17 protein-coding genes are annotated in these 25,613 nt (G+C 62.5%); 11 read left to right on the top strand and 6 right to left on the bottom strand.

All coding sequences use genetic code 11. The annotated features are described in order from the left end of the window. Window positions 1–295 precede the first annotated feature (295 nt). The 9 genes from tcyJ to QQ992_RS00965 all read left to right on the top strand — a co-directional run bounded on the left by tcyJ (window position 296) and on the right by QQ992_RS00965 (window position 9,414). On the top strand, window positions 296–1,090 hold the full coding sequence (tcyJ, locus tag QQ992_RS01005; RefSeq protein WP_110741922.1) for a cystine ABC transporter substrate-binding protein: 795 nt from the start codon (window positions 296–298) through the stop codon (window positions 1,088–1,090). Continuing rightward, the gene (tcyL, locus tag QQ992_RS01000) at window positions 1,087–1,755 is read left to right on the top strand and encodes a cystine ABC transporter permease (RefSeq protein ID WP_016714445.1); all 669 of its coding nucleotides are present in this window, start codon (window positions 1,087–1,089) and stop codon (window positions 1,753–1,755) included. The genes tcyJ and tcyL overlap by 4 nt, the downstream gene beginning before the upstream one ends. A 2-nt stretch (window positions 1,756–1,757) precedes the next feature. Next, window positions 1,758–2,516 carry an L-cystine ABC transporter ATP-binding protein TcyN gene (tcyN, locus tag QQ992_RS00995; protein WP_060499433.1) on the top strand — a complete coding sequence of 253 codons (759 nt, stop codon included), beginning with the start codon at window positions 1,758–1,760 and terminating at the stop codon, window positions 2,514–2,516. Window positions 2,517–2,891: 375 nt separating this feature from the next. Continuing rightward, window positions 2,892–4,133 carry an SfnB family sulfur acquisition oxidoreductase gene (locus QQ992_RS00990; protein WP_105947406.1) on the top strand — a complete coding sequence of 414 codons (1,242 nt, stop codon included), beginning with the start codon at window positions 2,892–2,894 and terminating at the stop codon, window positions 4,131–4,133. 170 nt (window positions 4,134–4,303) lie between these two features. Then, entirely contained in the window at window positions 4,304–5,485 is a 1,182-nt protein-coding gene (locus QQ992_RS00985; protein WP_286111970.1) for an SfnB family sulfur acquisition oxidoreductase, read from the top strand. Beyond that, window positions 5,485–6,876, top strand: a complete 1,392-nt coding sequence (locus QQ992_RS00980) for an LLM class flavin-dependent oxidoreductase (RefSeq protein ID WP_286111969.1) — start codon at window positions 5,485–5,487, stop codon at window positions 6,874–6,876. Before QQ992_RS00985 ends, QQ992_RS00980 begins: the two co-directional genes overlap by 1 nt. Further along, window positions 6,869–7,669 carry a MetQ/NlpA family ABC transporter substrate-binding protein gene (locus QQ992_RS00975; RefSeq protein WP_105947409.1) on the top strand — a complete coding sequence of 267 codons (801 nt, stop codon included), beginning with the start codon at window positions 6,869–6,871 and terminating at the stop codon, window positions 7,667–7,669. Before QQ992_RS00980 ends, QQ992_RS00975 begins: the two co-directional genes overlap by 8 nt. A 1-nt stretch (window position 7,670) precedes the next feature. Further along, window positions 7,671–8,780 carry a methionine ABC transporter ATP-binding protein gene (locus QQ992_RS00970; RefSeq protein WP_119368464.1) on the top strand — a complete coding sequence of 370 codons (1,110 nt, stop codon included), beginning with the start codon at window positions 7,671–7,673 and terminating at the stop codon, window positions 8,778–8,780. Continuing rightward, complete coding sequence (locus QQ992_RS00965; protein ID WP_008096606.1) at window positions 8,770–9,414, top strand: methionine ABC transporter permease; 645 nt, start codon at window positions 8,770–8,772, stop codon at window positions 9,412–9,414. The genes QQ992_RS00970 and QQ992_RS00965 overlap by 11 nt, the downstream gene beginning before the upstream one ends. A 116-nt stretch (window positions 9,415–9,530) precedes the next feature. Here the strand turns inward: QQ992_RS00965 and dibA are convergent, their stop codons facing one another. Next, entirely contained in the window at window positions 9,531–11,426 is a 1,896-nt protein-coding gene (gene dibA / locus QQ992_RS00960) for a phosphodiesterase DibA (RefSeq protein ID WP_286111968.1), read from the bottom strand. Window positions 11,427–11,572: 146 nt separating this feature from the next. Here dibA and desA point away from each other — a divergent pair, with 146 nt between their 5' ends. Together desA and QQ992_RS00950 are read left to right on the top strand one after the other, a co-directional pair. Then, window positions 11,573–12,757, top strand: coding sequence for a delta-9 fatty acid desaturase DesA (gene desA / locus QQ992_RS00955; protein ID WP_019096488.1), 1,185 nt, complete (start codon window positions 11,573–11,575; stop codon window positions 12,755–12,757). 140 nt (window positions 12,758–12,897) lie between these two features. Further along, window positions 12,898–13,884: a GGDEF domain-containing protein gene (locus QQ992_RS00950; protein WP_286111967.1), complete on the top strand. Its 987-nt coding sequence runs from the start codon at window positions 12,898–12,900 to the stop codon at window positions 13,882–13,884. Window positions 13,885–14,050: 166 nt separating this feature from the next. On the opposite strand, the gene QQ992_RS00945 is transcribed toward QQ992_RS00950, so the two are convergent. The 5 genes from QQ992_RS00945 to QQ992_RS00925 all read right to left on the bottom strand — a co-directional run bounded on the left by QQ992_RS00945 (window position 14,051) and on the right by QQ992_RS00925 (window position 25,596). Then, window positions 14,051–14,434 (bottom strand): hypothetical protein, encoded by a 384-nt coding sequence (locus tag QQ992_RS00945; protein ID WP_286111966.1) that lies wholly within the window; start codon window positions 14,432–14,434, stop codon window positions 14,051–14,053. 14 nt (window positions 14,435–14,448) lie between these two features. Continuing rightward, complete coding sequence (locus QQ992_RS00940) at window positions 14,449–15,309, bottom strand: hypothetical protein (RefSeq protein WP_286111965.1); 861 nt, start codon at window positions 15,307–15,309, stop codon at window positions 14,449–14,451. A 130-nt stretch (window positions 15,310–15,439) separates the two neighbouring features. Beyond that, window positions 15,440–15,763 carry a hypothetical protein gene (locus QQ992_RS00935; protein WP_286111964.1) on the bottom strand — a complete coding sequence of 108 codons (324 nt, stop codon included), beginning with the start codon at window positions 15,761–15,763 and terminating at the stop codon, window positions 15,440–15,442. A gap of 78 nt (window positions 15,764–15,841) precedes the next feature. Then, window positions 15,842–16,456, bottom strand: coding sequence for a GAD-like domain-containing protein (locus QQ992_RS00930; protein WP_286111963.1), 615 nt, complete (start codon window positions 16,454–16,456; stop codon window positions 15,842–15,844). Further along, window positions 16,453–25,596 carry a two-partner secretion domain-containing protein gene (locus QQ992_RS00925; protein WP_286111962.1) on the bottom strand — a complete coding sequence of 3,048 codons (9,144 nt, stop codon included), beginning with the start codon at window positions 25,594–25,596 and terminating at the stop codon, window positions 16,453–16,455. Before QQ992_RS00925 ends, QQ992_RS00930 begins: the two co-directional genes overlap by 4 nt. Between the last annotated feature and the right edge of the window lie 17 nt (window positions 25,597–25,613).

The following is a 25,613-nucleotide window of genomic DNA, read 5'->3' as shown; positions in this document are numbered from 1 at the left end:
CGTATAGGCCATCTAATGGTGTCGCCAGGCCCGCGAAGAGGCCGGGCCTGCCTACATGCGATCCACTCTACGGCAAATCAGCCTCTTGGAAAAAACAACGCTTTATTCCATCCTGCGCTAAGTCAGGCATAAGCCGCGATGACGGCACAGGCATCCTCGCCTACCCTCAAAGCAGCCAGCTCCTGGCACCAATCAAAATGGAAATAACAAAATAATTTTTTAGTATTTCCTGGCCTAAGCAGCCAACCCTATAGTCGCCACCTCACTACTTACACAACAAGCGCGGGGCTCTGACATGTCGAAATTCGCCAAACCGCTACTCAACGCTACCCTGGCTGTTCTGCTGGGTACCGGCCTGCTCAGCCAGGCCTTCGCGGGCGAGCAGCTGAAGACCATCCAGGAAAAAGGCGTGATCAACGTCGGCCTGGAAGGCACCTACCCACCGTTCAGCTTCCAGGACGAAAACGGCAAGCTGACCGGCTTCGAAGTGGAACTGTCCGAGTTGCTGGCCAAGGAGCTGGGGGTCAAGGCCAAGGTCCAGCCGACCAAATGGGACGGCATCCTCGCTGCGCTGGAGTCCAAGCGCCTGGACGTAGTCATCAACCAGGTGACGATTTCCGAAGAGCGCAAGAAGAAGTACGACTTCTCCGAGCCCTACACCATCTCCGGCATCCAGGCGCTGATCCTGAAGAAGAAGGCCGAGCAGTTGAACATCCACAAGGCCGCCGACCTGGCCGGCAAGAAAGTGGGCGTGGGCCTGGGCACCAACTACGAACAGTGGGTGAAAAAAGACGTGCCGCAAGCCGATGTGCGCACCTATGAAGACGACCCGAGCAAGTTCGCCGACCTGCGTAACGGCCGCATCGACGCCATCCTGATCGACCGCCTGGCCGCACTGGAATACGCGCAAAAAGCCAAGGACACGGAGCTGGCCGGCGATGCCTTCTCGCGCCTGGAAAGCGGCGTGGCCCTGCGCAAGGGCGAGCCAGAGCTGCTGGCTGCCATCAACAAGGCCATCGATAAGCTCAAGGCTGACGGCACGCTGGCCAAGCTGTCCGAGAAATACTTCGGTGCTGATGTCACCAAATGATCGCTGAAAGCCTGCAACTCGTTGTCGACTCCACGCCCTTCCTGCTGAAGGGCGCGGGTTATACGGTGCTGCTCAGCGTTGGCGGCATGTTCTTCGGCCTGGTGCTGGGCTTTGCCCTGGCGCTGATGCGGCTGTCGAAAATCTTGCCGCTGAACTGGCTGGCGCGGATCTACGTATCGTTTTTCCGCGGTACGCCGCTGCTGGTGCAGCTGTTCGTCATCTATTTCGGCATGCCGCAGATCGGCATCGAACTCGACCCCATCCCCGCCTCGCTGATCGGCCTGTCGTTGAACATGGCGGCCTACATCTGCGAGATCCTGCGCGCAGCCATCTCCTCGATCGACCGTGGCCAGTGGGAAGCGGCCGCCAGCATCGGCATGACCCGCGTCCAGGCCATGCGCCGGGCGATCCTGCCACAAGCCTTGCGCACTGCCCTGCCACCACTGGGCAACAGCTTCATTTCGCTGGTCAAGGACACCGCCCTGGCGGCCACCATCCAGGTGCCCGAACTGTTCCGCCAGGCGCAGCTGATTACCGCACGCACCTTCGAAGTGTTCACCATGTACGTGGCGGTGGCGGTCATCTACTGGGTGCTGTGCAGCATCCTCGCGCACTTCCAGAACCGCATGGAAGCGCGGGTCAACCAGCATGACCAGGAGCACTGAGCATGATTGAAGTCAAAGGCCTGACCAAGCGGTTCAAGGGCCAGACCGTGCTCAACGGTATCGACCTGACCGTACAGCCCGGCGAAGTGGTGGCCATCATTGGCCCCAGTGGCTCGGGCAAGACCACCTTCCTGCGCTGCCTCAACCTGCTGGAAACCCCGGATGCCGGGCAAATCCAGATCGGCGCTATCAGCATCGATGCCAACCGCCCGCTGGGCGGGCAGCAAAGTGCGATTCGCCGATTGCGCCAGCAAGCAGGGTTCGTGTTCCAGAACTTCAACCTGTTCCCGCACCGCACCGCCCTGGAGAACGTGATCGAGGGGCCGGTGATCGTCAAGAAGACGCCCCGCGAGCAGGCCATCGACCTTGGCCGGCGCCTGCTGGCCAAGGTTGGCCTGGCAGGCAAGGAAGACGCCTACCCCCGGCGCTTGTCCGGGGGCCAGCAGCAACGGGTGGCTATCGCCCGTGCCCTGGCCATGGAGCCGGAGGTAATCCTGTTCGACGAACCCACCTCGGCACTGGACCCGGAGCTGGTGGGTGAAGTGCTGGCGACCATCCGCGGCCTGGCCGAGGAGAAGCGCACCATGATCATCGTCACCCATGAAATGAGCTTTGCCCGGGATGTGGCGAACCGGGTGATCTTCTTCGACAAGGGCGTGATCGTGGAACAGGGTGAAGCCAAGGCACTGTTTGCGGCGCCAAAGGAAGAGCGTACCCGGCAGTTCTTGCGCAAGTTCCTGGGTACTGCCGCCTCCGAGTAAACACGCACAGACGCAGATCCCTGTAGGAGCGGCCTTGTGTCGCGATGGGGCGCGCAGCGGCCCCAGGATTTCAGCACCACAGCTGAGATTGCCGGGGCTGCTGCGCAGCCCTTTCGCGACACAAGGCCGCTCCTACACCGAGCGTGCCTGTCTCGAACAATTACTCTGCCCCTTCCATCTATACATATTCCAAAGAGTTAGTTCATAAACCTTTTATAAAGCATTAGGGTATATAAACCGGACCACCGGACCAGCACATATCTGTCGCGATCAGCTGTAGCGGCACAACTTTTTTGTGAGGTCAGGAATGGTCAGGATCACAATCACCCCAGTGCGTAACGCCAGGGCATTGAGTGCAGCCAAGGAGCGGTACTGATGTCCAGCCAGCCAAACACCCAATTCCACAGCGATCTCGACAGCTCGCCCTTGCTGCTGCCGGCCAAGGTTCTGCGCAACGACGCCGAAGCCTTGCAAGCGGCCCGCGAACTGGCTGAGGTCGCCCGCGAGCAGGCCGCACGCCGCGATCAGCAACGCAAGCTGCCTTGGGCGGAAATCGAACTGTTCACCCGCAGCGGCCTGGGCAGCATCAGCGTACCCAAAGCCCACGGCGGCCCCGACGTGTCGTTCGAAACCGTTGCCGAAGTGTTCCGCGTGATCAGCGCCGCCGACCCGGCCCTGGGGCAGATCCCGCAGAACCAGTTCGGCATGCTGCAACTGATTCGCCTGACAGCCACCGAGGCGCAACAGGCGCTGATTTTCCGCAGCGTGCTGGACGGTTGGCGCATCGGCAATGCCGGCCCCGAGCGCGGCACCAAAGACACCCTCACCCTCAAGGCCCGGATCACTCGCGCTGGCGATAGCTATCGCATCAGCGGCGAGAAGTTCTATTCCACCGGCGCCCTGTTCGCCCACTGGGTGGCCGTCAAGGCACTGGACGACGAAGGCCGTCAGCGCCTGGCGTTCGTGCGCCGTGGCAGCCCGGGGTTGCGCATCGTCGATGACTGGTCCGGGTTTGGCCAGCGCACCACCGCCAGCGGCACCGTGCTGCTGGACCAGGTGCCGGTCGACGCGGAGCTGGTGATCGACAACTGGCGCCAGCGTGATATCCCCAACATCCAGGGTGCGGCTTCACAGCTGATCCAGGCGGCAATCGATGCCGGCATCGCTGAAGCGGCGATTGATGATGCGATCACCTTCGTGCGCGAAAAGTCTCGCCCGTGGATCGAAGCCAACGTAGACCGTGCCAGTGACGACCCGTATGTGATCGCCGACATCGGCCGCCTGAAGCTTGAGCTGCACGCCGCCGAAGCCCTGCTACGCAAGGCTGCGCGGGTACTGGACGAAGTCAATGCCGCGCCAATCGACGCAGCCAGTGCGGCGCGAGCCTCGATTGCCGTGGCCGAGGCCAAGGTGCTGACCACCGAGATTTCCCTGCAAGCCAGCGAGAAGCTGTTCGAGCTGGCTGGCAGCCGCGCCACCCTTGCCGAGTTCAACCTCGACCGCCACTGGCGCAATGCCCGGGTGCATACCCTGCATGACCCGGTGCGCTGGAAGTACCACGCGGTGGGCGCGTACCACCTTAACGGCACCCTGCCTGCGCGGCATTCCTGGATCTGATTTTTGGGCCTTGGGGGCTGCTTTGCAGCCCATCGCGACACAAGGCCGCTCCTACACGGGATCGAGTTCCGACATGAAATCCCATGCCGGCATGGGATCGCGTACCCCTGTAGGAGCGGCCTTGTGTCGCGATGGGCCGCAAAGCGGCCCCAGTGGCCCCGGAGAACACCATGACTACAAATATCATCACCAGCGACACCGAAGCCCTGGCCGTCGCCGAAGACATCGCCCAGCAACTGCGCCGCGACAGCGCCCTGCGCGACCGCGAACGTCGCCTGCCCCACGCCGAACTGGAGCTGTTCACCCGCTCCGGCCTGTGGGCCATCAGCGTACCCAAGGCCTTCGGCGGCGCTGGCGTGTCCAACGTCACCCTGGCCAAGGTCATTGCCCGTATCGCCCAGGCCGACGGCTCGCTCGGGCAAATCCCGCAAAACCACTTCTACGGCCTGGAAGTGCTACGGGTAAACGGTACACCCGAGCAGCAGCAACGCCTGTACGCCGAAGTACTGGCCGGCAGGCGTTTCGGCAACGCCTTGGCCGAGCTGGGTACCAAAACCGCCAACGAGCGCACCACCCGCCTGAGCCGTGACGGTGACGGTTTCCGCATCAACGGCCGCAAGTTCTATTCCACTGGCGCCATCTACGCCCAGCGCATTCCCACCTCGGTCGTCGACGAACAGGGTGTGCAACAGCTGGCCTTCGTCCCGGCCGACAGCCAGGGCCTGCAAGTGATCGACGACTGGAGCGGTTTCGGCCAACGCACCACCGGCAGTGGCTCGGTGGTGTTCGACAACGTGTACGTCAGCGCTGCCGACGTCGTGCCGTTCCAGAGCGCCTTCGAGCGCCCTACTCCGGTCGGCCCGCTGGCGCAGATCCTTCATGCCGCCATCGACACCGGCATCGCCCGCGCCGCTTATGAAGATGCCCTGCACTTCGTGCGTACCCGCAGCCGCCCGTGGGTCGATTCCGGGCTGGACAAGGCCACCGATGATCCGCTGACACTCAAAAGCTTCGGCCACCTGGCCATCCGCCTGCACGCCGCCGAGGCCCTGCTGGAGCGCGCCGGTGAATACCTCGACCGCGCCCGCGACGACAGCACCGCCGACAATGTGGCCGCCGCCTCCATCGCCGTGGCCGAAGCACGGGCCATCAGCACCGAGATTTCCCTTGCCGCCGGTACCGCCCTGTTCGAACTGGGCGGCAGCCAGGCCACCCTGGCCGAACACAACCTCGACCGCCACTGGCGCAACGCCCGCGTGCACACCCTGCACGACCCGGTGCGCTGGAAGTACCACGCCATCGGCAACTACTACCTCAACGATGCCAACCCGCCACGCAGGGGGACTATCTGATGGCCAAGCAGCTCCTGCTCAATGCCTTCAACATGAACTGCATCGGGCACATCAACCACGGCCTGTGGACCCACCCACGGGACACTTCGACCCAGTACAAGACCCTGGACTACTGGACCAACCTGGCACGCCTGCTGGAACGCGGCCTGTTCGATGGGCTATTCATTGCCGACATCGTGGGTACCTACGACATCTACGGTCAGTCGCTGGACGTCACCCTCAAGGAGTCGATCCAGCTGCCGGTCAACGATCCGCTGCTGCTGGTCTCGGCCATGGCAGCAGTTACCCGCCACCTGGGTTTCGGCCTTACCGCCAACCTCACCTACGAGGCGCCGTATCTGTTCGCCCGGCGCCTGTCCACCCTCGACCACCTGAGCAATGGCCGGGTGGGCTGGAACATCGTCACCGGCTACCTCGACAGCGCCGCCCGGGCCATGGGCCTGGCGCAACAACCGGAGCATGACCGCCGCTACGACCAGGCCGACGAATACCTGCAGGTGCTGTACAAGCTGCTGGAAGGCAGCTGGGCCGACGATGCGGTGGTCGCCGACCGCCAGCAGCGCGTGTACGCCCAGCCCGACAAGGTGCGCAAAGTCAGCCACCACGGCGAGTTCTACAACGTTGACGGCTATCACCTGAGCGAACCCTCGCCACAGCGCACGCCGGTGCTGTTCCAGGCCGGCAGCTCGCAGCGCGGCCTGGCCTTTGCCGGCAATCATGCCGAATGCGTGTTCATCAGTGGCCAGGACAAAGCCGCCACCCGCGCACAGGTCGACAAGGTGCGCGCCGCTGCACAGGCCGCCGGCCGCGACCCGCAGGCGATCAAGGTGTTCATGGGTATCACGGTGATCGTCGCAGCCACCGAGCAAGAGGCCCAGGCCAAGCATGCCGAGTACTTGCGCCATGCAAGCCCTGAAGCCGGCGTCGCGCACTTCGCGGCATCCACCGGCATCGACTTTGCGGCCTATGAACTGGACGAGCCAATCGGCTTCAGCCAGGGCAACGCCATTCAGTCCGCCACGCGCCAGTTGCAAGACAACGCCTGGACCCGCCGCCGTCTGCTTGAGCAGCACGCCCTTGGTGGCCGCTACGTAACCTTGGTCGGCTCACCTGACCAGGTGGCCGAGCAGTTGATCGCGTGGATTGATGAAACCGGCCTGGACGGTTTCAACCTGACCCGCACCGTCACCCCGGAAAGCTTCGAAGACTTCATCGACCTGGTCATCCCGCAACTGCAGCAGCGTGGCCGCTACAAAACGGCCTACGCCGAAGGCACCCTGCGCGAAAAGCTGTTCCAGGCCGACCACCCGCACTTGCCCGCCGATCACCCTGGTTCGGCCTATCGCTTTGTCCCTTCCCCTGCCCCGACTGGAGTCCCGCACCATGCTTGAGAAACTGTTCCGGCCCGTCGCGGCCATTGCCCTTACCCTTGGCCTGTCCGCCCACGCCCTCGCAGCCGACCCACTGAAGATCGGCACCACCTCGGCCTTTGCGATCCCGCTGGAAGCCGCCGTGGAAGAAGCGCACAAGCAAGGCCTGGAAGTGAAGCTGATCGAGTTCAGCGACTGGATCGCACCCAACGTCAGCCTCAACAGCGGCGACATCGACGTGAACTACTTCCAGCACATCCCGTTCCTGGAAAACGCCAAGGCCGCTGCCGGCTTCAACCTGGTGCCTTACGCACCGGGCATCATCAACAACGTTGGCCTGTACTCGAAAACGTACAAAAGCTTTGCCGAGCTGCCTGAAGGCGCCAGCGTGGCCATTGCCAACGACCCGATCAACAGCGGCCGTGGCCTGCAACTGCTGGCCAAGGCCGGGCTGATTACCCTCAAGCCGGGCGTTGGCTACAAGGCCACCGAGGACGACATCGTCGCCAACCCGAAAAAGCTGAAAATCCTTCAGGTCGAGGCGGTTCAGCTGGTCCGCGCTTACGATGACGCCGACCTGGTGCAGGGGTACCCGGCCTACATCCGCCTGGCCAACAGCTTCGACGCAGGCTCTGCGCTGCTGTTCGACGGCCTGGAGAACAAGGAATACGTGATCCAGTTCGTCATTCGCCCACAGAGCAAGGACGACCCGCGCCTGGCCAAGTTCGTTGACATCTACCAGCACTCGCCAGCCGTGCGTGCAGCGCTCGACAAAGCCCACGGCAAGCTCTACCAAGCCGGCTGGGAAGGCTGACATGAGCCAGGCCAGCGCGCTCAGGGCGCCTACCCCCCAACCATTGCCGCCAACGGTCAAGGAACAGGCCCTGCGCCCGGAGGTCAATGAAGCCCATGTGCGCTTCATCGGCCTGGGCAAGACCTACCCTGGCCAGGCACAACCGGCCTTGCAAGGCATCGACCTGAACATCCGCCATGGCGAGATCTTCGGCATCATCGGCCGCAGCGGGGCCGGCAAGTCATCGCTGTTGCGCACCATCAACCGGCTGGAGCAACCCAGCCAGGGCCGGGTGCTGATCGATCAGGTGGACATCGCCCCCTTCGACGAAGACCGCCTGGTGGCGCTGCGTCGGCGCATCGGCATGATCTTCCAGCACTTCAACCTGATGTCGGCCAAGACCGTGTGGCAGAACGTCGAGCTGCCGTTGAAAGTGGCCGGCGTGGCCAAGGCCGAGCGCCAGCGCAAGGTGCGTGAACTGCTGGAGCTGGTTGGCCTGCAGGAAAAACACCACGTCTACCCGGCGCAGCTGTCCGGCGGGCAAAAGCAGCGCGTCGGTATTGCCCGGGCGCTGGTACACGACCCCGAGATTCTGCTGTGCGACGAAGCCACCTCCGCGCTGGACCCGGAAACCACGGCCTCGATCCTTGAACTGCTGCGCGACATCAACCAGCGCCTGGGGCTGACCATCGTGCTGATCACCCACGAAATGGCCGTGATCCGCGATATCTGCCACCGGGTGGTGGTGCTCGAACGTGGCGAAGTGGTCGAACAGGGCGAGGTCTGGCGGGTGTTCGGTTCGCCTCGCCACGAGGTCACCCGCACCTTGCTTGCGCCACTGCAGGCCAGGCTGCCTGCCGCGCTGCAAGCCAGCCTGCAAGCCAGCCCGGCGAGCCGCGACAGTGCCGTGGTGTTGAAACTGACGGTGCTGGGCGAACCTGAACTGTCTGCCCTGTTCAACGAACTGGGCGGGCGTGTGCGCCTGCTGCAGGGCGGCGTGGAGACCATTGGCGAACATGCCTTGGGCCAACTGATCCTGTCGGTGCGGCACTCGCCGCATGACACGCATCAATTACTGGAGCGCGCCCGCCGCTGGGCCGAGGACGTGGAGGTACTGGGCCATGTGGTTTGATCGCCTGCTGGAAGGTTTGCTCGATACCCTGCTGATGGTCGGCGTGTCGTCGCTGATCGCCCTGCTGGTAGGGGTGCCGATGGCGGTGCTGCTGGTCACCAGTGACAAGGGTGGCATCTTCGAAGCACCGCTGCTTAATCGCGTGTTGGGCGCCTTCGTCAACCTGTTCCGCTCGATCCCGTTCCTGATCCTGATGGTCGCGCTGATCCCCTTCACCCGCCTGGTGGTCGGCACCACTTACGGCGTATGGGCGGCGGTGGTGCCGCTGACCATTGCCGCCACACCGTTCTTCGCGCGGATTGCCGAGGTCAGCCTGCGCGAAGTGGACCATGGCCTGGTGGAAGCTGCGCAGGCCATGGGCTGCCGGCGCTGGCACATCGTCTGGCATGTGCTCTTGCCTGAGGCGCTGCCCGGCATTGTTGGCGGCTTCACCATTACCCTGGTAACCCTGATCAACTCTTCGGCCATGGCCGGCGCGATTGGTGCGGGAGGGTTGGGGGATATTGCCTACCGGTATGGCTACCAGCGTTTCGACAGCCAGATCATGCTGACCGTGATCGCCATGCTGGTGGCGTTGGTGGCGTTGATCCAGCTGGGCGGGGACCGCCTGGCGAAGGGCTTGAACAAGCGTTGAATGCCGGGGGCTGCTTTGCAGCCCTTTCGCGACACAAGGCCGCTCCTACATGGGTACGCGGTCGCCTGTAGGAGCGGCCTTGTGTCGCGAAAGGGCCGCAAAGCGGCCCCAAGATCTCAATCCCAGCGAAGATCCCCAGCCGGCACCGGTCGCCCGAACCAATAGCCCTGCCCCAGCTGACACTGCTCCTGCAACAGGAAGCTGGCCTGCTCTGCCTGCTCGATGCCCTCGGCATGCACCTGCATACCCATGCTGTGGGCCAGGGCGATGATCACCCGCACGATCGCGATGTCGTCTTCATCATGCGGCAAGCCGGCCACGAAGCCCTGGTCGATTTTCAGCTTCTGCACCGGCAAACGCTTGAGCCGCAGCAGCGACGAATACCCGGTGCCAAAGTCATCGATGGCCAAGGTCACCCCCAGCTCACGCAACCGGTGCAACTGCTCCAGGGCCACTTCCGGGTCTTCCATCACCGCGCTTTCGGTTACTTCGAGCTCCAGCAGGGCCGGGGCCAGGCCCGTCTCGTGCAGCACTTCGGCCACCTGCCGGTACAACTCGTGCTGGCCAAACAGGCGGCTGGAGATGTTTACCGCCACGAACGCCAGCTGCCGGCCTTCGGCCTGCCACTGCACCATTTGCCGGCAGGCCTGGCGCAGCACCCAGGTGTCGATCTCGGCAATCAGCCCCGTGCGCTCGGCAATCGGGATGAACTCGCCCGGCGGCACCAGGCCGCGCTGGGGGTGCTGCCAGCGCACCAGTGTTTCGACCCCGACTTGTCGGCCTGAAGCCAGGTCATGTACCGGCTGGAAGTACACCCGCAGCTCATTCTGCTCCAAGGCCCGGCGCAGCTCACCGGCAGTCTCTACCCGGTGCTGGGCATGGGCGGTCAGCTCTTCGGTATACAGCGCATAACACGCCCGCCCGTTGCTCTTGGCTTTGAACAGCGCCGAATCGGCATTGCGCAGCAGTTGTTCGGCACTCAACGCATCGCTGGGGAACAGGCTGATGCCCGCACTGACACTGATGAACAGGCGATGGCCATCGAACTGGAACGGCTCGCGCATACGCTCGATGATGCACTGCGCCAGCTTGCCCGCCTGGCCGACCTGCTGGCAGTTCTCCGCCAGCACGCCAAATTCGTCGCCGCCCAGGCGCGCCAAGGTCACGCCTGCACCCAGTACCTCACCCAGGCGCTCGCCCACCAGCTTCAGCAACTGGTCACCAATGGTGTGGCCCAGGCCATCGTTGATGCTCTGAAAGTGGTCCAGGTCCAGCAGCAACAGGGCACAACCGCGCTTGTTGGCCTGGGCCGCCGCCAAGGCCTGCTCGACGCGGTCGGTGAACAGCAGGCGGTTGGGCAGGCCGGTCAGCGGGTCGTGGTGGGCCAGGTAGGCCAGTTCCCGCTCCGAATGCTTGATTGCGCTGATGTCACTGAATACCGCCACGTAATGGCTCAGTTCACCATCGTCGTCGCGAATGGCGCAAATGGTCTGCCATTGCGGATAGATTTCGCCGCTTTTGCGCCGGTTCCAGATTTCACCGCTCCACTCGCCCTTATCGGCCAGCGTGGCGAAGATCTGTTCGTAGAACGGCAACCCATGGCGGCCTGACTTGAACTTGTTCGGGCGCTGCCCGATGACCTCATCCTGCTGGTAGCCGGTGATGCGCATGAACGCACGGTTGACGTGCACGATCAGACCCTGGCGGTCGGTGACCAACACCCCTTCGAGTGTGCTGTCGAACACCGCAGCCGCCATGCGCAGCCGTTCCCGGTCTTCGCAGCGCAAGCGGGCACCACGGCCGATGAAGTTGAGCAGGCGCACCCGCGACACGTAAATCAGCAAGGCACTGAACAGCACCCACAGCACCACATTGATCTGCCGCCCTACGGTCAATGCAAGGGGATCGTCAGTCATGCCGTGCAGCACCACCTCGGCCAGCACCAGCCAGAGGATCGAGAGCACCACATACAGCGCAGCCATGCGCAAGGCGTCGCGAACGGAAACAGACATGTCGGGTGGGATAGCCCATCAGAAATAATGGGGCAGTATAAAGGCTGAAACATGTCGTGACCTCCTATCTGAACGGGTGACTGGTTTTATTTCCCTCCCGAGGGATAATCAGCCCCTCCTCCTGCATTCCGAGGGTTTTTACACCTATGTGGTACAACGGCCTGCTCGACTTGTCGGCCTGGCAACTGGTCGGCATCACTCTGTTGATGACCCATGTGACCATCGTCAGCGTCACGGTCTACCTGCATCGCTACTCCGCGCACCGGGCCCTGGAGCTCAACGGCGCGCTCAAGCACTTCTTCCGCTTCTGGCTGTGGCTGACCACGGCGCAGAACACACGCGAGTGGACCGCTGTCCATCGCAAACACCACGCCAAATGCGAAACCCCCGACGACCCGCACAGCCCGGTGCACAAGGGCCTGAGCACGGTATTGCGCAAGGGCGCCGAGCTGTACCGGGAAGAGGCGCGCAACCCCGAAACCCTGCGCATTTATGGCAAGAACTGCCCTGAGGACTGGATCGAGCGCAACCTCTATTCGCGCTACAAGCTGGGCGGTATTGCACTGATGGCCGTTATCGACCTGCTGCTGTTCGGCACCATCGGTATCACCATCTGGGCCGTGCAGATGATGTGGATTCCGTTCTGGGCGGCCGGCGTGGTCAACGGCCTGGGCCACGCACTGGGTTATCGCAACTTCGAATGCCGCGACGCAGCCACCAACCTGGTGCCGTGGGGCATCGTCATCGGGGGTGAGGAACTGCACAACAACCACCACACCTACCCCAACTCGGCCAAGCTGTCGGTCAAGCGCTGGGAGTTCGACATGGGCTGGGCCTGGATACGCCTGTTCTGCCTGTTGCGCCTGGCCAAGGTGCAGCGTGTGGCGCCGATCGCTCACCGGGTGGCGGGCAAGGCCAGCCTGGACATGGACACCGCCATGGCCATCCTCAACAACCGCTTCCAGATCATGGCGCAGTACCGCAAGCTGGTGATCGGCCCGCTGGTCAAGCAGGAGCTGGCCCGGGTAGACGCCTCGGTAAGTCACCACTTCCGCCGCGCCAAACGCCTGCTGTCGCGTGAAACCAGCCTGCTGGAAGACCGCCACCACATGCGCATCGAGTCCATGCTTGCGCACAGCCAGGCGTTGAAGACCATTTACGAAAAACGCCTGGCCCTGCAGCAGATCTGGGCGCGTACCAGCGCCAACGGGCACGACATGCTAGCGGCCATGAAGGACTGGGTACACGAGGCCGAAACCAGCGGCATTCATGCCCTGCGCGACTTCGCAGCGCAGCTGAAAACCTATTCCCTACGCCCCTCCGGCGCCTGACCGCCGTTAGTCGGCATGCCCCCTTTCGGGGCATGCCGTTCGGAACTTCGCCCCCTCGCCACCACTCAAACTCGCACATCGCCCGCGTGGCGGGCAGGATGCTGGCCGCACGCTTTCAAGTCGAGACCTGATTCGTGCACATGGCCAAGAACATCCCCACGATCCTGCCCGGTACCCCGCCTCCTGAAGCCGCCCAGACCCTGCTGGCCTTGCTCCACGCCCAAGGCGAAGTCGCCCGCCTGAGCGAACGCGAGCAACTGTTCAGTTCACTGCTCGACAGCGTCAATGCGGTGCTATGGGCCTTCGACTGGGAAACCCGCCAGGTGCTGTACGTAAGCCCCGCCTACGAGCGAATCTTCGGCCGCCCGGTCAGCCTGGTGCTGGCCGACTACAACGAATGGCGCGACAGCATCTACCCCGACGACCTGGAGTACGCCGAGCGCAGCCTGGCCCAGGTGCTCCTCAAGGGCTCGGTGGAAGACCGCGAATACCGCATTCTCAATGCCGACGGCCAACTGCGTTGGCTGAGCGACAAGTGCTACATCAACCAGCAGCACGACGGCGACCGGGTGATCATTGTCGGCATCGCCGAAGACATCACCGAAAAGAAGCAGCTTGAAGGCGAGTTGCAACGCCTGGCCACCACTGACGTGCTGACCCAGAGCAGCAACCGCAGGCACTTTTTCGAGTGTGCTCAGCAAGCCTTCGACAACGCCCGCGAAGATGGCACGCCGCTGGCCTTCCTGCTGCTGGATATCGATGATTTCAAGCGCATCAACGACAGCTACGGCCACCAGGAAGGCGACCAGGTGCTACAACGCATCGCCGACAGCGGCAAGGCCGTGCTACGCCGTGGCGACTTGTTCGGGCGTATTGGTGGCGAGGAATTCGCGGCGGTGTTCCCGGGTTGCAATGCCCAGGCGGCGGAGCAGATTGCCGAGCGCTTGCAGCGGGCGATCCAGCGTTTGAGCTTCAGCCATGAAGAGCAGACCTACGGGGTGACGGTGAGCCAAGGGCTGACTGGGCTGACGGATGAGGATGTAACGCTGGACAGTTTGTATGCACGGGCAGATGCAGCCATGTACAAGGCCAAGCGGCAGGGCAAGAACCAGATCGTCTGCGGCTGATACGCCAGCCTGTGAGGAGACTGGCAGCCCCTTGGGCTGCGCGGTGGATGGCACGGGCTTCGCCCGCTCTCACGGTGATCGCGCCAGCGTTTAGGTTTTGTGCAAAACAGTTGCTCACTCAGGGAGTGATGAAGCCTTCAAATCTTGCGCAACACCTACGTGCGCCTCACCAGGCAATAAAGTCGAATACCTGACGGAACGCAGCTTCGATAGCAGGCTCAGCCACTAGCGCCTGCCTGGCCTCCTGCAGGGACACCGGCATGTCGAAAGGCTCAATGCCTCTGCACACGGCAATGCCATACAGCGCGTGCTCCTCAGTATCAACATGCGGCCAATGTGGCACATGTCCAATCACGGCAAAAACCTTGAACAGTGGCTCGTCAAATGTCATCAGATCATTCAGAAATGCTGGCGCCTGGTAAGACGCCAATACCTGCGCACTCCAAATCTGCAGCTCTTCACAGTTGATAGCCCCGCAAAACAGGCAGGTAATGACGAACCCCAACACTTCGTCGCTGAAACCGCCCTCCGAATCGAACGAATCGTGCATGACAGCCAAGCCTTTCATCCCCTCAAAGCCTCATAAGCCGCTTCGACTTTCCGAACAACGTCATCCGGCTCCAGAACCAGTTGCTCCACGGCTATTGTCTGCGTGCAGATCAGGGGATGCTCGATAACCGGTGAAGCCAATCCGACTTTCTGCCGAACCTTGAGAATGGCAACAACCTCAAGCGGCAGCAGATCGAAAGGTGGGTGCTTGAACTCCGGGTCCCAATCTCCGCCTTGGTCATCCATATTGGCCAAATGGTACTGAGACACCTCTCGCAACGCCTCGCCAAGCCCTTGCTCGTCAACCCAACAATCGATGACCTGTTGATAAACACCGAGTTCAGAGCCCACTCGCGCAGTGGCCTGCGCCAAATACCGTCCATAAAGCCAGAGCATGAAAGGCTCGAACTGACGACGCTTCAAATAATGAGCATCGATGGCCCTCTCTACGCGCAACATCCCAGCCAACATTTCAGCGACGGACCCGGCCAGATCGCGCCGGTCTGCAGCAATGAACGCCGCCAACAAGCAGCCCGCATTGCTCAACTGATTGGTGAGGTTAGGCCCCTTGTTCAGGCTTCCAAGGAAGTGTGTTGCAGAAAATCCATGGGCTTTGAGCTTGAGCGCCCAATACCGATAGACCAACGCAATCGAAACTGCACGCCAGCCACTGGCGTCGCCAGAGCAGATCGCAACTTCGCCTTGAATACCGTGGTACGTCGCCAACATCCCCAACGAGTCGGAGACATTCGCCAAGCCACCCAGCGACCCCTCGGCAAGGTCCTCATCGATATAGTCGAGTTCGCGCGCCACCATGCCCTCAGCCTGGAAAAGCCATTGGCGGTGTTGGCTCAGGATGCTGCGTAGGCTATTCATATTCGGTTACCTGAGCTGGCGCAATAGTTAGCAGAATTCCTGCCTATACCTTGGTAAATCTCGTCACCGGTAGTCATGCACAGCCCGCTGCACGAGGCAGATGTTGGGTGAGCACGTATTGAAACATGCCCTAATATGTAAATTTGATTTCAACGTTCATTTCATTAACGGCCAAGCAAATCTCGCAGCCGATCCAGACACCTGCTCCGGCAGTCAATTTACAGGTAGCAAAGTATTCACGCAGCTGAACCAACAGATACGTCAAGTCCCCCACGGATCGACCATCTGGGTCAAACCAGTTCAGAGCGCCTGCTTCATCAACATAGTCAAACTCATACTTTCCGCCATCTCCCTCAGGAAAAAGTTCAGCTCTAACTATCAGCTTCTTCGCATCGGCTGGGCCCACATCCACTAAGAGCTGTCCGATTTTCTGATATATCTCTTGATCATCCATCAGATACGCCTTGGGAATTCGCGCCGGGCATGCTCTCCATGGCGCTCGCTCGGGTGGAACAAACAACCGTCCAGCCCCTCAGCGCCTGAGCTGGTCCAGAATCGCCAAATGAACGTCCATATCGACCTTGGCCAAGTGCTCAAGATCAGCCTTTCCTCCGATCCGCAATGCGGGAATAAAGGCATACATCTCACTTTGACTAACGGCTCCCAGCTTCTTCAGTGCCCGCTGGAACAGCGGCTTCCCGTCCCTGTCGTCAAAATCAAATCGATCGGGCGTAGAAGCGCCAAAAAAAATGCCTAGCGAACGGTCAGGATTGGGGTTCGGTTTTTGCAGCTGATTTTTCAGCGCAACGATGCCACCGGCCAAACTGGATACGGTAAAGCCGCGATGATAACGCTCGCCCCAGGCATACAGGGATCCAAACGCATCCCTGGCGATGACATGGTAGTTATCAATATCCGCCAACTCTGTGTCAGCAAGCCACATGTCGAGCGTATCTTTGTGATTATCGGGGTCGACAATCCAGAAAAGCCCCTGAGCGTAAGATCCCCAACCCTCTTCCTGCCAATAACGCAATAAAGCGTCTGGCAATTTTGATCGATACTTTTCGATGCTTGAGTCAGGAACGGTTTCGCGTGTCGAGGCTTCTCCGAATGTCTCGATAAATTGCTGGAAAAATTCGTCTCTCACTTGATTCCTCCTCTGAGCAGCTCCAGCTTCACATTCATGTTCGCTGAGCCTGCCCCGTTGGCGATGGCCGCATCGACGGCGTTGTCCAAGGCGCTCAGCCGACTTGACCAACTACCTCCAATCGCTGAATTGACCTGCGGATTGCCCATTCTGACAGGTTTGGGAGTACCCCAGCCACCGGCCACCATATCGGGATCGTGCAAGGCCGCCAGGCTCGAGCGAATTTCCTTGGCTCGTTCGGTCGCTTCAGCGGTAGCCGTTTTGAAATCTTTTTTATCGTTCATCAAGCTCTCAATGAGGCTGTCTCTTACCCTTTCTTCGAATTCTTTGCCAAATTTTTTCTGAGCCGCCTCAGCGTCAGGATTACGACCAATATCCTTGTAGTAATCTCGTGCCTGCTTGTACTGATCCAAGGTGAGGTTGTTAAGCGCATCCTGCTGCGCCTGCAACTGCTTGTTGTATTCCTTCAGATATGCCTGCTGCTGCTCAGGCGTCATGGCCTTGAATTTCTTGCTGTTGTAGGGGTTGAACGGTTCGACAGCGAATTCGTCCATTTGCACAACCGTAGGTGCCGGGTCGGCTTTGCTGGGTTCAGGCTTGCCTTCGGGGCTTTGAACAGGCTTACCAGTACCTGCTACGTCTGCGCTCGTATTTGCCGGTGGCTCGGTAATTGGTTTGGAGGGGACCGCTTTGCCTGCATCCCCGGCCACCGCTTCCACTTTCGCAAGCTTGGCCCCATCCGCCGCCATCTTCTCCAGCGTTCCCCGCCCAAGCTTGATGCCGACGGTAGCCAGCTTCACGCCACCTTTGGCCACGGCACCGGCACCAGTAGCAATGCCACCCACTTGCCACACCAGCTCGCCCAGGTCCCGCCCAAGCTGCAACGCCTGCTCGTCCCCACCCTGCTCCAAGGCCACTTTCATGCGGTCGATCTTGCCGCTCAGTTCGTTGACCACTTGATCGCCAAAGGCCTTGCGGGCCTCGGAATCGTTGATCAAGGCCTTCATGCCATTGAGGCTGTCGATCGGGTTAGCGATAAACTCGGCCAAGCCCTGGATATCGTTGAAGCCAGCTTGGACCAGCCCCACGCCGACCCCAGCTTGAGTAATCAAATCCTGCTTCTTGCTGATAAAGCCCCACTTCGCCAGGATCTTCAGTTCAGCGACTACGCCGTCGGCCTCTTTAAGCTCCTTCTTCGCCTGCACCAGCTGCTGTGTCGCCAACCAGTTGTTATCCACAGCCCCCGAAGCCGCACCCGTCGCGGTCGCAGCATCCAGGCCGGTGGTAGCCGCAAGGCCGGTGACAAGGCTGACGATAAGGTTGCGTTTGGCTTCACGTTGGCGTTCGCTTTCGGTCGGGCTAGCTTCCGAGAACAACCCGGTCAGCAAGCTCGACGCCGCCGCGCCAGCCGCGCCGCTGCCACAGCTCTGGCTGCTGGCCGCCGCGCCGGCGCAGGCAACGATGCCGTGCAAGGCCGCGTGCAGGGGCGAGCCTTCGACCAAGGTGCCGTTGGCCACCAGGTCACCGATATAGCCAGCGCCTTGCTGCTGCACATAGTTGACCACCATGCCCTGCAGGAAGGCGCCGTTGCCGGCGCTGATATTGCCGCTGGCAGCCGCCACCAGGGCGGTGGTGATCTGCCGGTAGGTACCGCCGGAGCCCCAGTTGCCGGCGATGCCATCGGCCTGGCCGCGCAGCCGCTGGGCTTCGTCACGCAGGGCCTGCGCGACCTCATCATCGGTGCTGGAGCGCGCCTTGGCGTCGGCCTCGTCGGCGGCTTTGCGCTTGTCGTCCACTTCCTTGGCCTTGTTCGCCAGCAGGGTCCCGGCCTCGTTGGCAAAGGCATTGACGATCTCGAAGCCTGCGCGGATTTGCTCTTCGTCGAAGATCGGCTTGAGCGCGTTGCTGCTGTCGCGGTCGCTGGACACATCGCGATTGAGCTCGACAATGGTCTGCTCTGCGCCCTGGCCGGTGCGCTCGCGCTGGGCGGCTTCGTCGGTGATCAGGATCGATCCGCCGCTGATGCCGCTACGGGTCACGCTGCTGGCACTGTCGCTGGCGCTGATCGCGATGGGCAGGCTGGCACCCAGTTCATCTTCGTTGGTTGGCAGTTCGGTGCCTGGACTGACCTTGCCGCCCGTCTGTACCTGGCCTTCCTGGTCCTTGCCCGCTGCCTTCCAGCCGCCTCCGATGTTGAATGTGCTGGCGTCGTATTCGGCCTTGTTGCGGATGTCGCTGCTGGTCAGGCTGGCGGTAACCAGGCGGTTGTTGCCGTCTTGTACGGCCTTGTCGCTGCTGGCAATGACTGCACCGACCAGGTCGGTGTTGCCGCCTACACGCACGTCGAAGCCGCCATCACCGGCCTTGATGCCGGACTGCTCGGTGACGCTCGCGTAGTCCGAGTCCATGTTGGTGCCGCCGAAGTTGGCACTGGCGCCGTCCACCGACACCGAGCTCACGCCGGCACAGAACGGCGGGATGCACAGGCTGAGGCCAAAGCCCATGCTGCTCTCGTCGACCTTGAAGGTGTCGGTGTCCTGCAGGCTTTCGATGTTCAGGTCACCGCCAACATCGGCAATCACCTGCTTGCCACTGACCACCGCACCGCGCAAGTTGGTATCGCCACCGGACACCAGCGTGGCGGTATTGCCAGCCTGCACATGGCTGTTGGTGTGGGTCAGAGTGTCGCCGTCGGCCTCGCCGCGGTTGCCACTCACCCCCAGGTCGAGGGTAAAGCCGTTGCGACTGCCGCCCAACGAGAAGCCGATGCCCACGCTGGCGCTGCTGCCCTTGCTGTCGCTGTCTTGCTGGCTGGTGTTACGCGCAGCGAGCAGGTTGATATCACCATCGGCTACCAGCGACGCATCCTGCCCGGCGCGGATGTCGCTGCCCTGCACGGTGATATCGCTGTTGCTGCCCGCACCAGTGGCGTGCAGGCGCACGTCATTGCCGGCAACGAGGGTGGAACCTGCGGCGGCATCGCTTTGCTGCACAGTGGTGCTCTGTTGCTGCTTGGTGCCGAGCGACAGGCTGATGTTGATGCCGCCGGCCATGCCTGGGTCCTGGGCCACGGCAGTAGCGGCGTTGTTGACTGCCAGCGCGCTGGTCGCCGCCGCCAGTACCTGCATGCGGCCGTCCTCGGTTTTTTTCGAGGCGTCGTGCATCTGCTGGCTGGTCTGGATGGCGCTGATCACCGGGTTGGTGATGGTCAGGGTGAAGCCGGTCTGCTTGAAGAGGGTCTCACGAGTGCGCTCGGTGGTTTCCCGGGCCTCGGTGATAACGATCTGCTGGGCCAACACATCGATATCGCCTTTGGGCGCCATCACGTCGCTACCCACTTGGCGGTACTCGCGACCGGCTTCGATGAGGATGTCGCCTTCGGTGCTGCCAACGGTGCTGGCGCGCGCGGTTTCACGGGTGGTGAGGTCTTTGACGCTCTGCTCTTGGGTGCCCATGGTGACCGCGATACCGCCACCACTGAACAGGCCACTTTTCTTGGTGGCCTTGTCATGGCGCTCGCTGCTGCTTTCGCTGGCGGCTTCGATATTGATATCGCGGTCAGCCGCCAGCACGGTCTGGCTGGTGGATACCACATCGCTGCCGCGCACGTTGATGTCGCGGCCCGCTTGCAGGTAGGCCTGCTCGGCACTGAGCGTGCTGCCGCTGGCCTGGGTCTGGCTCACGGTGTCGCGCAGGGTGGTGGTCTTGCTGGAGAACAGCCCGTTGCTGCCCTTGAACTTGTGGGCTTCATCGGCGAACTGGTACTGCTCGGATGCGGCCAGTGTCAGGTCGCGCCCGGCTTCGGCCAGCACCATCCCTTGTTCACTGCTCAAGGTAGCGCCGCGGGCCGCGATATCCTGCCCGGCCTGGACGCGCAGGTCGCCGGTGGTCTGCACCGTACTGCCAGCCTCGCCACGGCTGGCCTCGTTGCGCCAGTTGCTGGAGTTCCACACCAGCGACTGCTGATGGCTTTCGCCAAGCGTGGTCAGGTTGACGTCACGCCCGGCTTCAAGCTGGGTGACGCCCCCAGCGCCAGTGTTGACTACCTGCGCCGCGGCCAGGTTGAGGTCATTGCCGGCCGACACCCGCATCGTGCCCTCGGCGCCGCTGACAAACAGCCCGGCCACCCGCGACACGTTGGTGCGGCTGCCTTGTTCGCTGCTGCTGTCGCGGGTCAGCGACCGCACATTGATATCCTGCCCGGCGTCGATGGCCAGGCTGTCGGTGGCACCGATCAGGCCGCCGAGGTTATTGAGGCTGTCGCGGGTCTGCAATGACACGTTGTTGGCCTGGATGCGCCCACCGAGGTTGTCGATGTTCTGCGCGGTCAGCGCCATCACGCTGCGCCCACCCAGGCTGCCGCTGTTGAGCAGGTCGCCACTGAGGTCGAGCTTGAGTTGCTGGCCGGCGATCAGGGCACCATTGCCAGTAAGGTCGCCTTCACGCACCCGCACATACACCTGCGGCACCAGCACCTGGCGTGTCTCGCCGTTGGCCAGGGTTACCGAGCGCTGCACCAGCCAGACGATATCGCTGGTCAACTGGGCCATTTGCCCGGCAGTCAGGGCCACGCCCGGCACCAGGTTCCAGTCGTTGGCCAGGGTCACGGCATTATTGATCAGCGCCCGGTACTGGGTTTCGTCGCTGGCATAACCGTCGAGGAATCGGCGCCCGGTGAGCTGGGCGACCTGTTCGCGGATCAGCTTCTGTTCGTAGAAGCCATCGCCCAGGCGCAGTTGGGTGGTGGCCGGGTCTACTTGCAGGCGGTCGAGCATATAGTCCGACGACAGCCATTGGCGGTAGCTGGTGAAGCGCGGGTCCGACTCGATCAGGTAACCCTGGGTGCCTGCGGGGTTGGTCTGGAACAGGCTGTTGCTCGGCAGTGCCAGGCTCGGGGCGCCGCTGCGTACCAGGTCGGCGACGCCCTGGCCATCATCAAGCTTCACCTCTACCACAGCGCCCACCTGGTGCTGCTGGCTGACCTGCGCATCGACATCCCCCACCGCCGCGACCTGCTGGCCCACCGCCTGTTGCTCACGCCCGTTGATCTGGGTGCCGCTGCCGTTGATGGTGGCGTGCTCGCCATACTCGGTGGGAGTGAGGTCGATGTCCTGGATCAAGGGGGCCGGGCGATAGGCGGTGATGCTGGTGCCTTGGCGGTCACGTCCCTTGCGTTGGATACGGTAGAAGTTGGTGGCGGTACCGGCGTCGGTAGTTACACGCTGGCCATCCACCTCAGTGTTGGTCACCGTGGCTGCCCCGGCCTGCAGCAGGCCACCCGCGAGGATGCGGCTCTTGTCGTTGTAAACCGAATCGCCGCTGAAGGTCAGGTTGCCACCGGCCAGGATCTGTCCTGGCGCCGAGGCCAAAATACGGGTTTCGGTCACCGTACGGGTGTAGTCGTAGCGGTTGAAGTTGTCGCGGGTGCCCGTGGGGGTGCGCAGATGGTCCACTTCGTCGTTGTAGACGCTGACCTCGTCCGGCCTGTAGCGGTTCGGCGAGCCGCTGATCTGGTACTCACGCAGTTGCTCGCTGCTGACCTGCACCTGGGCGGTACTGAAATGTTCGTTGGTGTTGCGCAATGCGGCCACCGCCAGGCGCAGGTCACCCAGCGACTCGACAGTGGCGCTGGCATTGCGCAACGCTGCGGCACTGCCGGTGGCGTGATCGTCGGCGTCGAGTGCACCACCAATGGCCAGATCGCCGGCGCTGAACAACAGCGCGTCTTCGCGGTTGTCGATGGACTGGGCGCCGATGTCCAGTTGCTCGCGGGCAGCGATCACCGCCGCACGCCCCTGCTCGTCGCGGTTGTTCAACGCGCTGGCAGAGATGGCCAACTGGTCGCCGTAAACGCGCCCGGTGCCAAGGTTGTCGAGGGTAGTGGCCTGGAGCCGCACGTGCTGGCCGTCGAACAGGCCCCGGTTGGTCAGTTGGCCACCGACGCGCACATTCACTGCGGTGGCAGACAGCTCGCCACTGACCTGGTTATCCAGCGTCTGGCTGCTGAGCGTGAGGGCTTTGCCGGCCAATAGCTGACCGCTGTTGCTCAGGTTGCCGCCAATAGCGATGTCCAGCGTGCCATTGGCTTGCAGGCGCCCGCGGGTGGTCAGGTCGCCCTGCTGGCGCAGGATGAAGTCGCCCAGGCTCAAGGCTTGGCCGCTGCCGCTGAAGTAGGCGGCATTCATCGACAGCAGGCTGCCGGCCAGCAGGGTACCGCTGCCATTGTCGATGCGCAGGCGCGCCGCATTGCTGTCGCGGTCGGCCAGTAACAGCTTGCGGCCTGCCGAAATCAGGCCTGCATCGTTGTTCAGGCCCGCGCTCAGGCCCAGGTCGATATCGCTGTCGGCGCGCAGTGCGCCCGAACGGTTGTCCAGGCTGTCGGCGCGCAGCAGCAGCGACTGGCCTTCAATGCCTTGGTCCAGGCCCCCACTGGTGCTGTTGTCCAACTGCGCCGTGGTCAAGGTGAGCTGGCCGGCGCTGCGCAACAGGCCGTTGCGGTTGTCGACCGTGCTGGCCTGCTCGATTGTCAGCGCACCGCGAGCCTGGACTTCACCCTGCTGGTTATCCAGCTGGGTGCCGATCAGCCGGACCTGGCTTTCGCCGATGATCTGGCCGTGGTTCACCAGGGTTTCGGCAGTCAGCAATACGTCACCCTTGCCGGCGATGAAACCTTGGTCGTTGATCAGCTGTGCGCTGTGCAGTTGCACTTCACCCTGGCCGACAATGCCCTGTGTGGTGCCAGAATCGCTATTGCGCAACGCCTTGTCGCCGGTGTCGACCAGCAGGCGGCCACCGGCCTGGATCAGGCCAGCGGCGTTGAGCAACTCGCCACTGCGCAAGTCGAGCGTGGCAACAGCATCGAGCGTGCCACCGCTGTTCTCGACACTTTGGCCGCGACTGTCGAGCAACAGGTTGCGGCCACTGACCACACCTTGACGGTTATCCACACCCGCTGCACTCAGCTGAATGTCCCCCATCGCTTCCAGGCGCCCGCCCAGGTTGAGCAGCCTGTTATCCAACGTGAGCTGCAAGCGGGCATTCACCGAGCCGAGTACCCCGCCGCTATTGTCCAGTTGGCCGGCCATCACTTGCATGGCCTGAGTGGCCGCCACGGTGCCGGCCAGGTTGCTCAGGCGCTGGGCCTGAATGTTCAAGGCGCCGCCAGCGCTAAGGGTGCCATCGTCGTTGAGCAACTCACCCACGTTGAAACTGGCCGCGCCACCGGCGGCAAGCGTGCCACCGCGGTTGTCCAGGCGCTGGGCACTGCGCACTTCGAGGGTGCCGCCCTGCGTGGCGATGACCGTGCCATCGCGGGTGTCGAGGGTACGCGTGTCGAGCACCAGCTTGCGGGCCTGGGTCTGCCCCTCGGCGAGCACGGCGTCCTGCGCCGTCAGTTGCAAGCTGCCGTTACTGGCCAAGGTCCCCGCCTTGCCGTCGAACTGATCGGCACGCACCTTCAGTTGCCCGCTGCCAGCGTGTTCAACCTTGCCTTGCTGGTTGTTCAGGTGGCGGGCTTGCAGGGTGAGGCCCTGGCCATTGCTGGCGATGCGCCCGTCGTGATTGTCCAGCGTGCCTGCGGCCTGGAGGCTGGAAGCGCCTTGGCCTGTCTGCACCAACTCGCCACCGACGTTGGCAATGTGCTTGGCCGTCAGTTGCAGGTTACCCACGTTGACCTTGGCACTGTCGCTGCGCAAGGTGCCACTGGCGCTGGCATTGAGCGTGCCTGCACTGTTGAGCTGGCTGCCGGCCAGGTCCAGGTCACCTTGAGTGGCATCAAGCCGCATGTCACCGGCCTGGGTCTGGCTACCCTGCAGGTCGACGCTTTTGCCTTGCAGGTCCAGCGTACCACTGGCATGGACCTGACCATTGGCCGCGATCTGTTCTGCCCTGGCTTGCAGGCGGGCATTGCCACTGGACTTGCCTGCGCTATCTACGCCAGCCGCCAGCAAGGACGCCTTGCTGTTGCTGAGCGTGGCGGCCTGGATACTCACATCGCCTTGGCCAGCCAGCACGCCACTGTTTGTCACGCTACCGGCGCTGGTCACCTCCAGTGAGCCTTTGGCATACGCACTGCCGCTGTTATCAACAGCCCCGGCCGCTACCTGCAAGGCACTGGCACTGCTGATCGCCCCCTGGTTGACCAGCTTGCCATCGGCGCTGACCACTACGTCACCGGCCATGGCGCCGATTTGCCCGGCGTTGCGCACGCCCACGCCAGCCTCGGTGCCCACCAGCTTGATCTTGCCGGCGTACATGCCACCCAGTGCAGCCACATCAATTGCCACTTCCGGCTTGGCGCTGCCGTCGCCTGCAAGCGCAGTAGCCTGGGTGTTAGCTGCATTGACCTGGTTGCGCCCGGCGGTGACTTTCAGGTCGCTGGCCCACACCCCGGCGTTAACCTCGACGGTGCGTGCAATCAGGTCGGTGTAGTCACTGTCACGGGCATCCAGGCCCTTGCCAGAGATGCTCAAGGTACCGCCTTCAACGCGGTAGCCGGTGATCTGGCCATTCTCCAGCTGGGCACGCCCGGTGGTCAGCGTGGAGCGGTCGGCGTTAATGAAGCCGCAGCCGTCACAGGTAATACCCGCCGGGTTGGCGATCACAACCTCGGCGCGCTTGCCGGCCACTTCGACATAACCGCGCAACTGGCTAGGGTTGCTGGCGTTGACTTCGTTCAGAATGACACGCGCGCTGCCATTGCCCAGGTACGGGTTACCTTCGACCCAACCGCCCAATTGCGTCTGGCTGTTGCTCCCGGCGTTATTGAGGATGGCACCTCGGCCATCGACGTCGAACTGGTTGTAGGTGTTGTGCGAAACACCTGCTGCACTGGGCGCCTGGATGTTGACCAAAGGTGTGCCGTTGGCGCTTTCCATCACCATAGGCCGCTGGCCGCCCGGAGCCGATGGGTCGGCAACAATGCCCGCAGCCCAGGCTGGCGCAGCACTCAGGCTTACCAAGCCCAGGGCACCCATCACGGCAAAGCGCAAGCGGCCCAAGGTTGCGATGCACTGCCCGGCACTGCGCCCTGGCGCCTGTGTGTTGCCCGGTGCCTTGCCCTGTGCGCTGACATTTTCGGCCACCACCATGAGCAGGCCGCGCGCCTTGTTGAAAACGATCCGGTAAAGGTGCTTGTTCATTGCAATTCCCTTTGCGC

It is taken from the genome of Pseudomonas kurunegalensis, from assembly GCF_030291635.1.
GTDB lineage: Bacteria > Pseudomonadota > Gammaproteobacteria > Pseudomonadales > Pseudomonadaceae > Aquipseudomonas > Aquipseudomonas monteilii.
The sequence above is the reverse complement of the archived record's forward strand: the minus strand, read 5'-3'. Positions and strand labels throughout refer to the sequence as shown.

What these genes read in the sequence shown, in the direction of transcription:
- desA (WP_019096488.1), top strand. Translation starts at nt 11,573, where the DNA reads ATGTGGTACAACGGCCTGCTCGACTTGTCGGCCTGGCAACTGGTCGGC.
- dibA (WP_286111968.1), bottom strand. Translation starts at nt 11,426, where the DNA reads ATGTCTGTTTCCGTTCGCGACGCCTTGCGCATGGCTGCGCTGTATGTG.
- tcyL (WP_016714445.1), top strand. Translation starts at nt 1,087, where the DNA reads ATGATCGCTGAAAGCCTGCAACTCGTTGTCGACTCCACGCCCTTCCTG.
- QQ992_RS00980 (WP_286111969.1), top strand. Translation starts at nt 5,485, where the DNA reads ATGGCCAAGCAGCTCCTGCTCAATGCCTTCAACATGAACTGCATCGGG.
- tcyJ (WP_110741922.1), top strand. Translation starts at nt 296, where the DNA reads ATGTCGAAATTCGCCAAACCGCTACTCAACGCTACCCTGGCTGTTCTG.
- QQ992_RS00975 (WP_105947409.1), top strand. Translation starts at nt 6,869, where the DNA reads ATGCTTGAGAAACTGTTCCGGCCCGTCGCGGCCATTGCCCTTACCCTT.
- tcyN (WP_060499433.1), top strand. Translation starts at nt 1,758, where the DNA reads ATGATTGAAGTCAAAGGCCTGACCAAGCGGTTCAAGGGCCAGACCGTG.
- QQ992_RS00945 (WP_286111966.1), bottom strand. Translation starts at nt 14,434, where the DNA reads ATGCACGATTCGTTCGATTCGGAGGGCGGTTTCAGCGACGAAGTGTTG.
- QQ992_RS00925 (WP_286111962.1), bottom strand. Translation starts at nt 25,596, where the DNA reads ATGAACAAGCACCTTTACCGGATCGTTTTCAACAAGGCGCGCGGCCTG.
- QQ992_RS00990 (WP_105947406.1), top strand. Translation starts at nt 2,892, where the DNA reads ATGTCCAGCCAGCCAAACACCCAATTCCACAGCGATCTCGACAGCTCG.
- QQ992_RS00965 (WP_008096606.1), top strand. Translation starts at nt 8,770, where the DNA reads ATGTGGTTTGATCGCCTGCTGGAAGGTTTGCTCGATACCCTGCTGATG.
- QQ992_RS00940 (WP_286111965.1), bottom strand. Translation starts at nt 15,309, where the DNA reads ATGAATAGCCTACGCAGCATCCTGAGCCAACACCGCCAATGGCTTTTC.
- QQ992_RS00970 (WP_119368464.1), top strand. Translation starts at nt 7,671, where the DNA reads ATGAGCCAGGCCAGCGCGCTCAGGGCGCCTACCCCCCAACCATTGCCG.
- QQ992_RS00985 (WP_286111970.1), top strand. Translation starts at nt 4,304, where the DNA reads ATGACTACAAATATCATCACCAGCGACACCGAAGCCCTGGCCGTCGCC.
- QQ992_RS00935 (WP_286111964.1), bottom strand. Translation starts at nt 15,763, where the DNA reads ATGGATGATCAAGAGATATATCAGAAAATCGGACAGCTCTTAGTGGAT.
- QQ992_RS00950 (WP_286111967.1), top strand. Translation starts at nt 12,898, where the DNA reads ATGGCCAAGAACATCCCCACGATCCTGCCCGGTACCCCGCCTCCTGAA.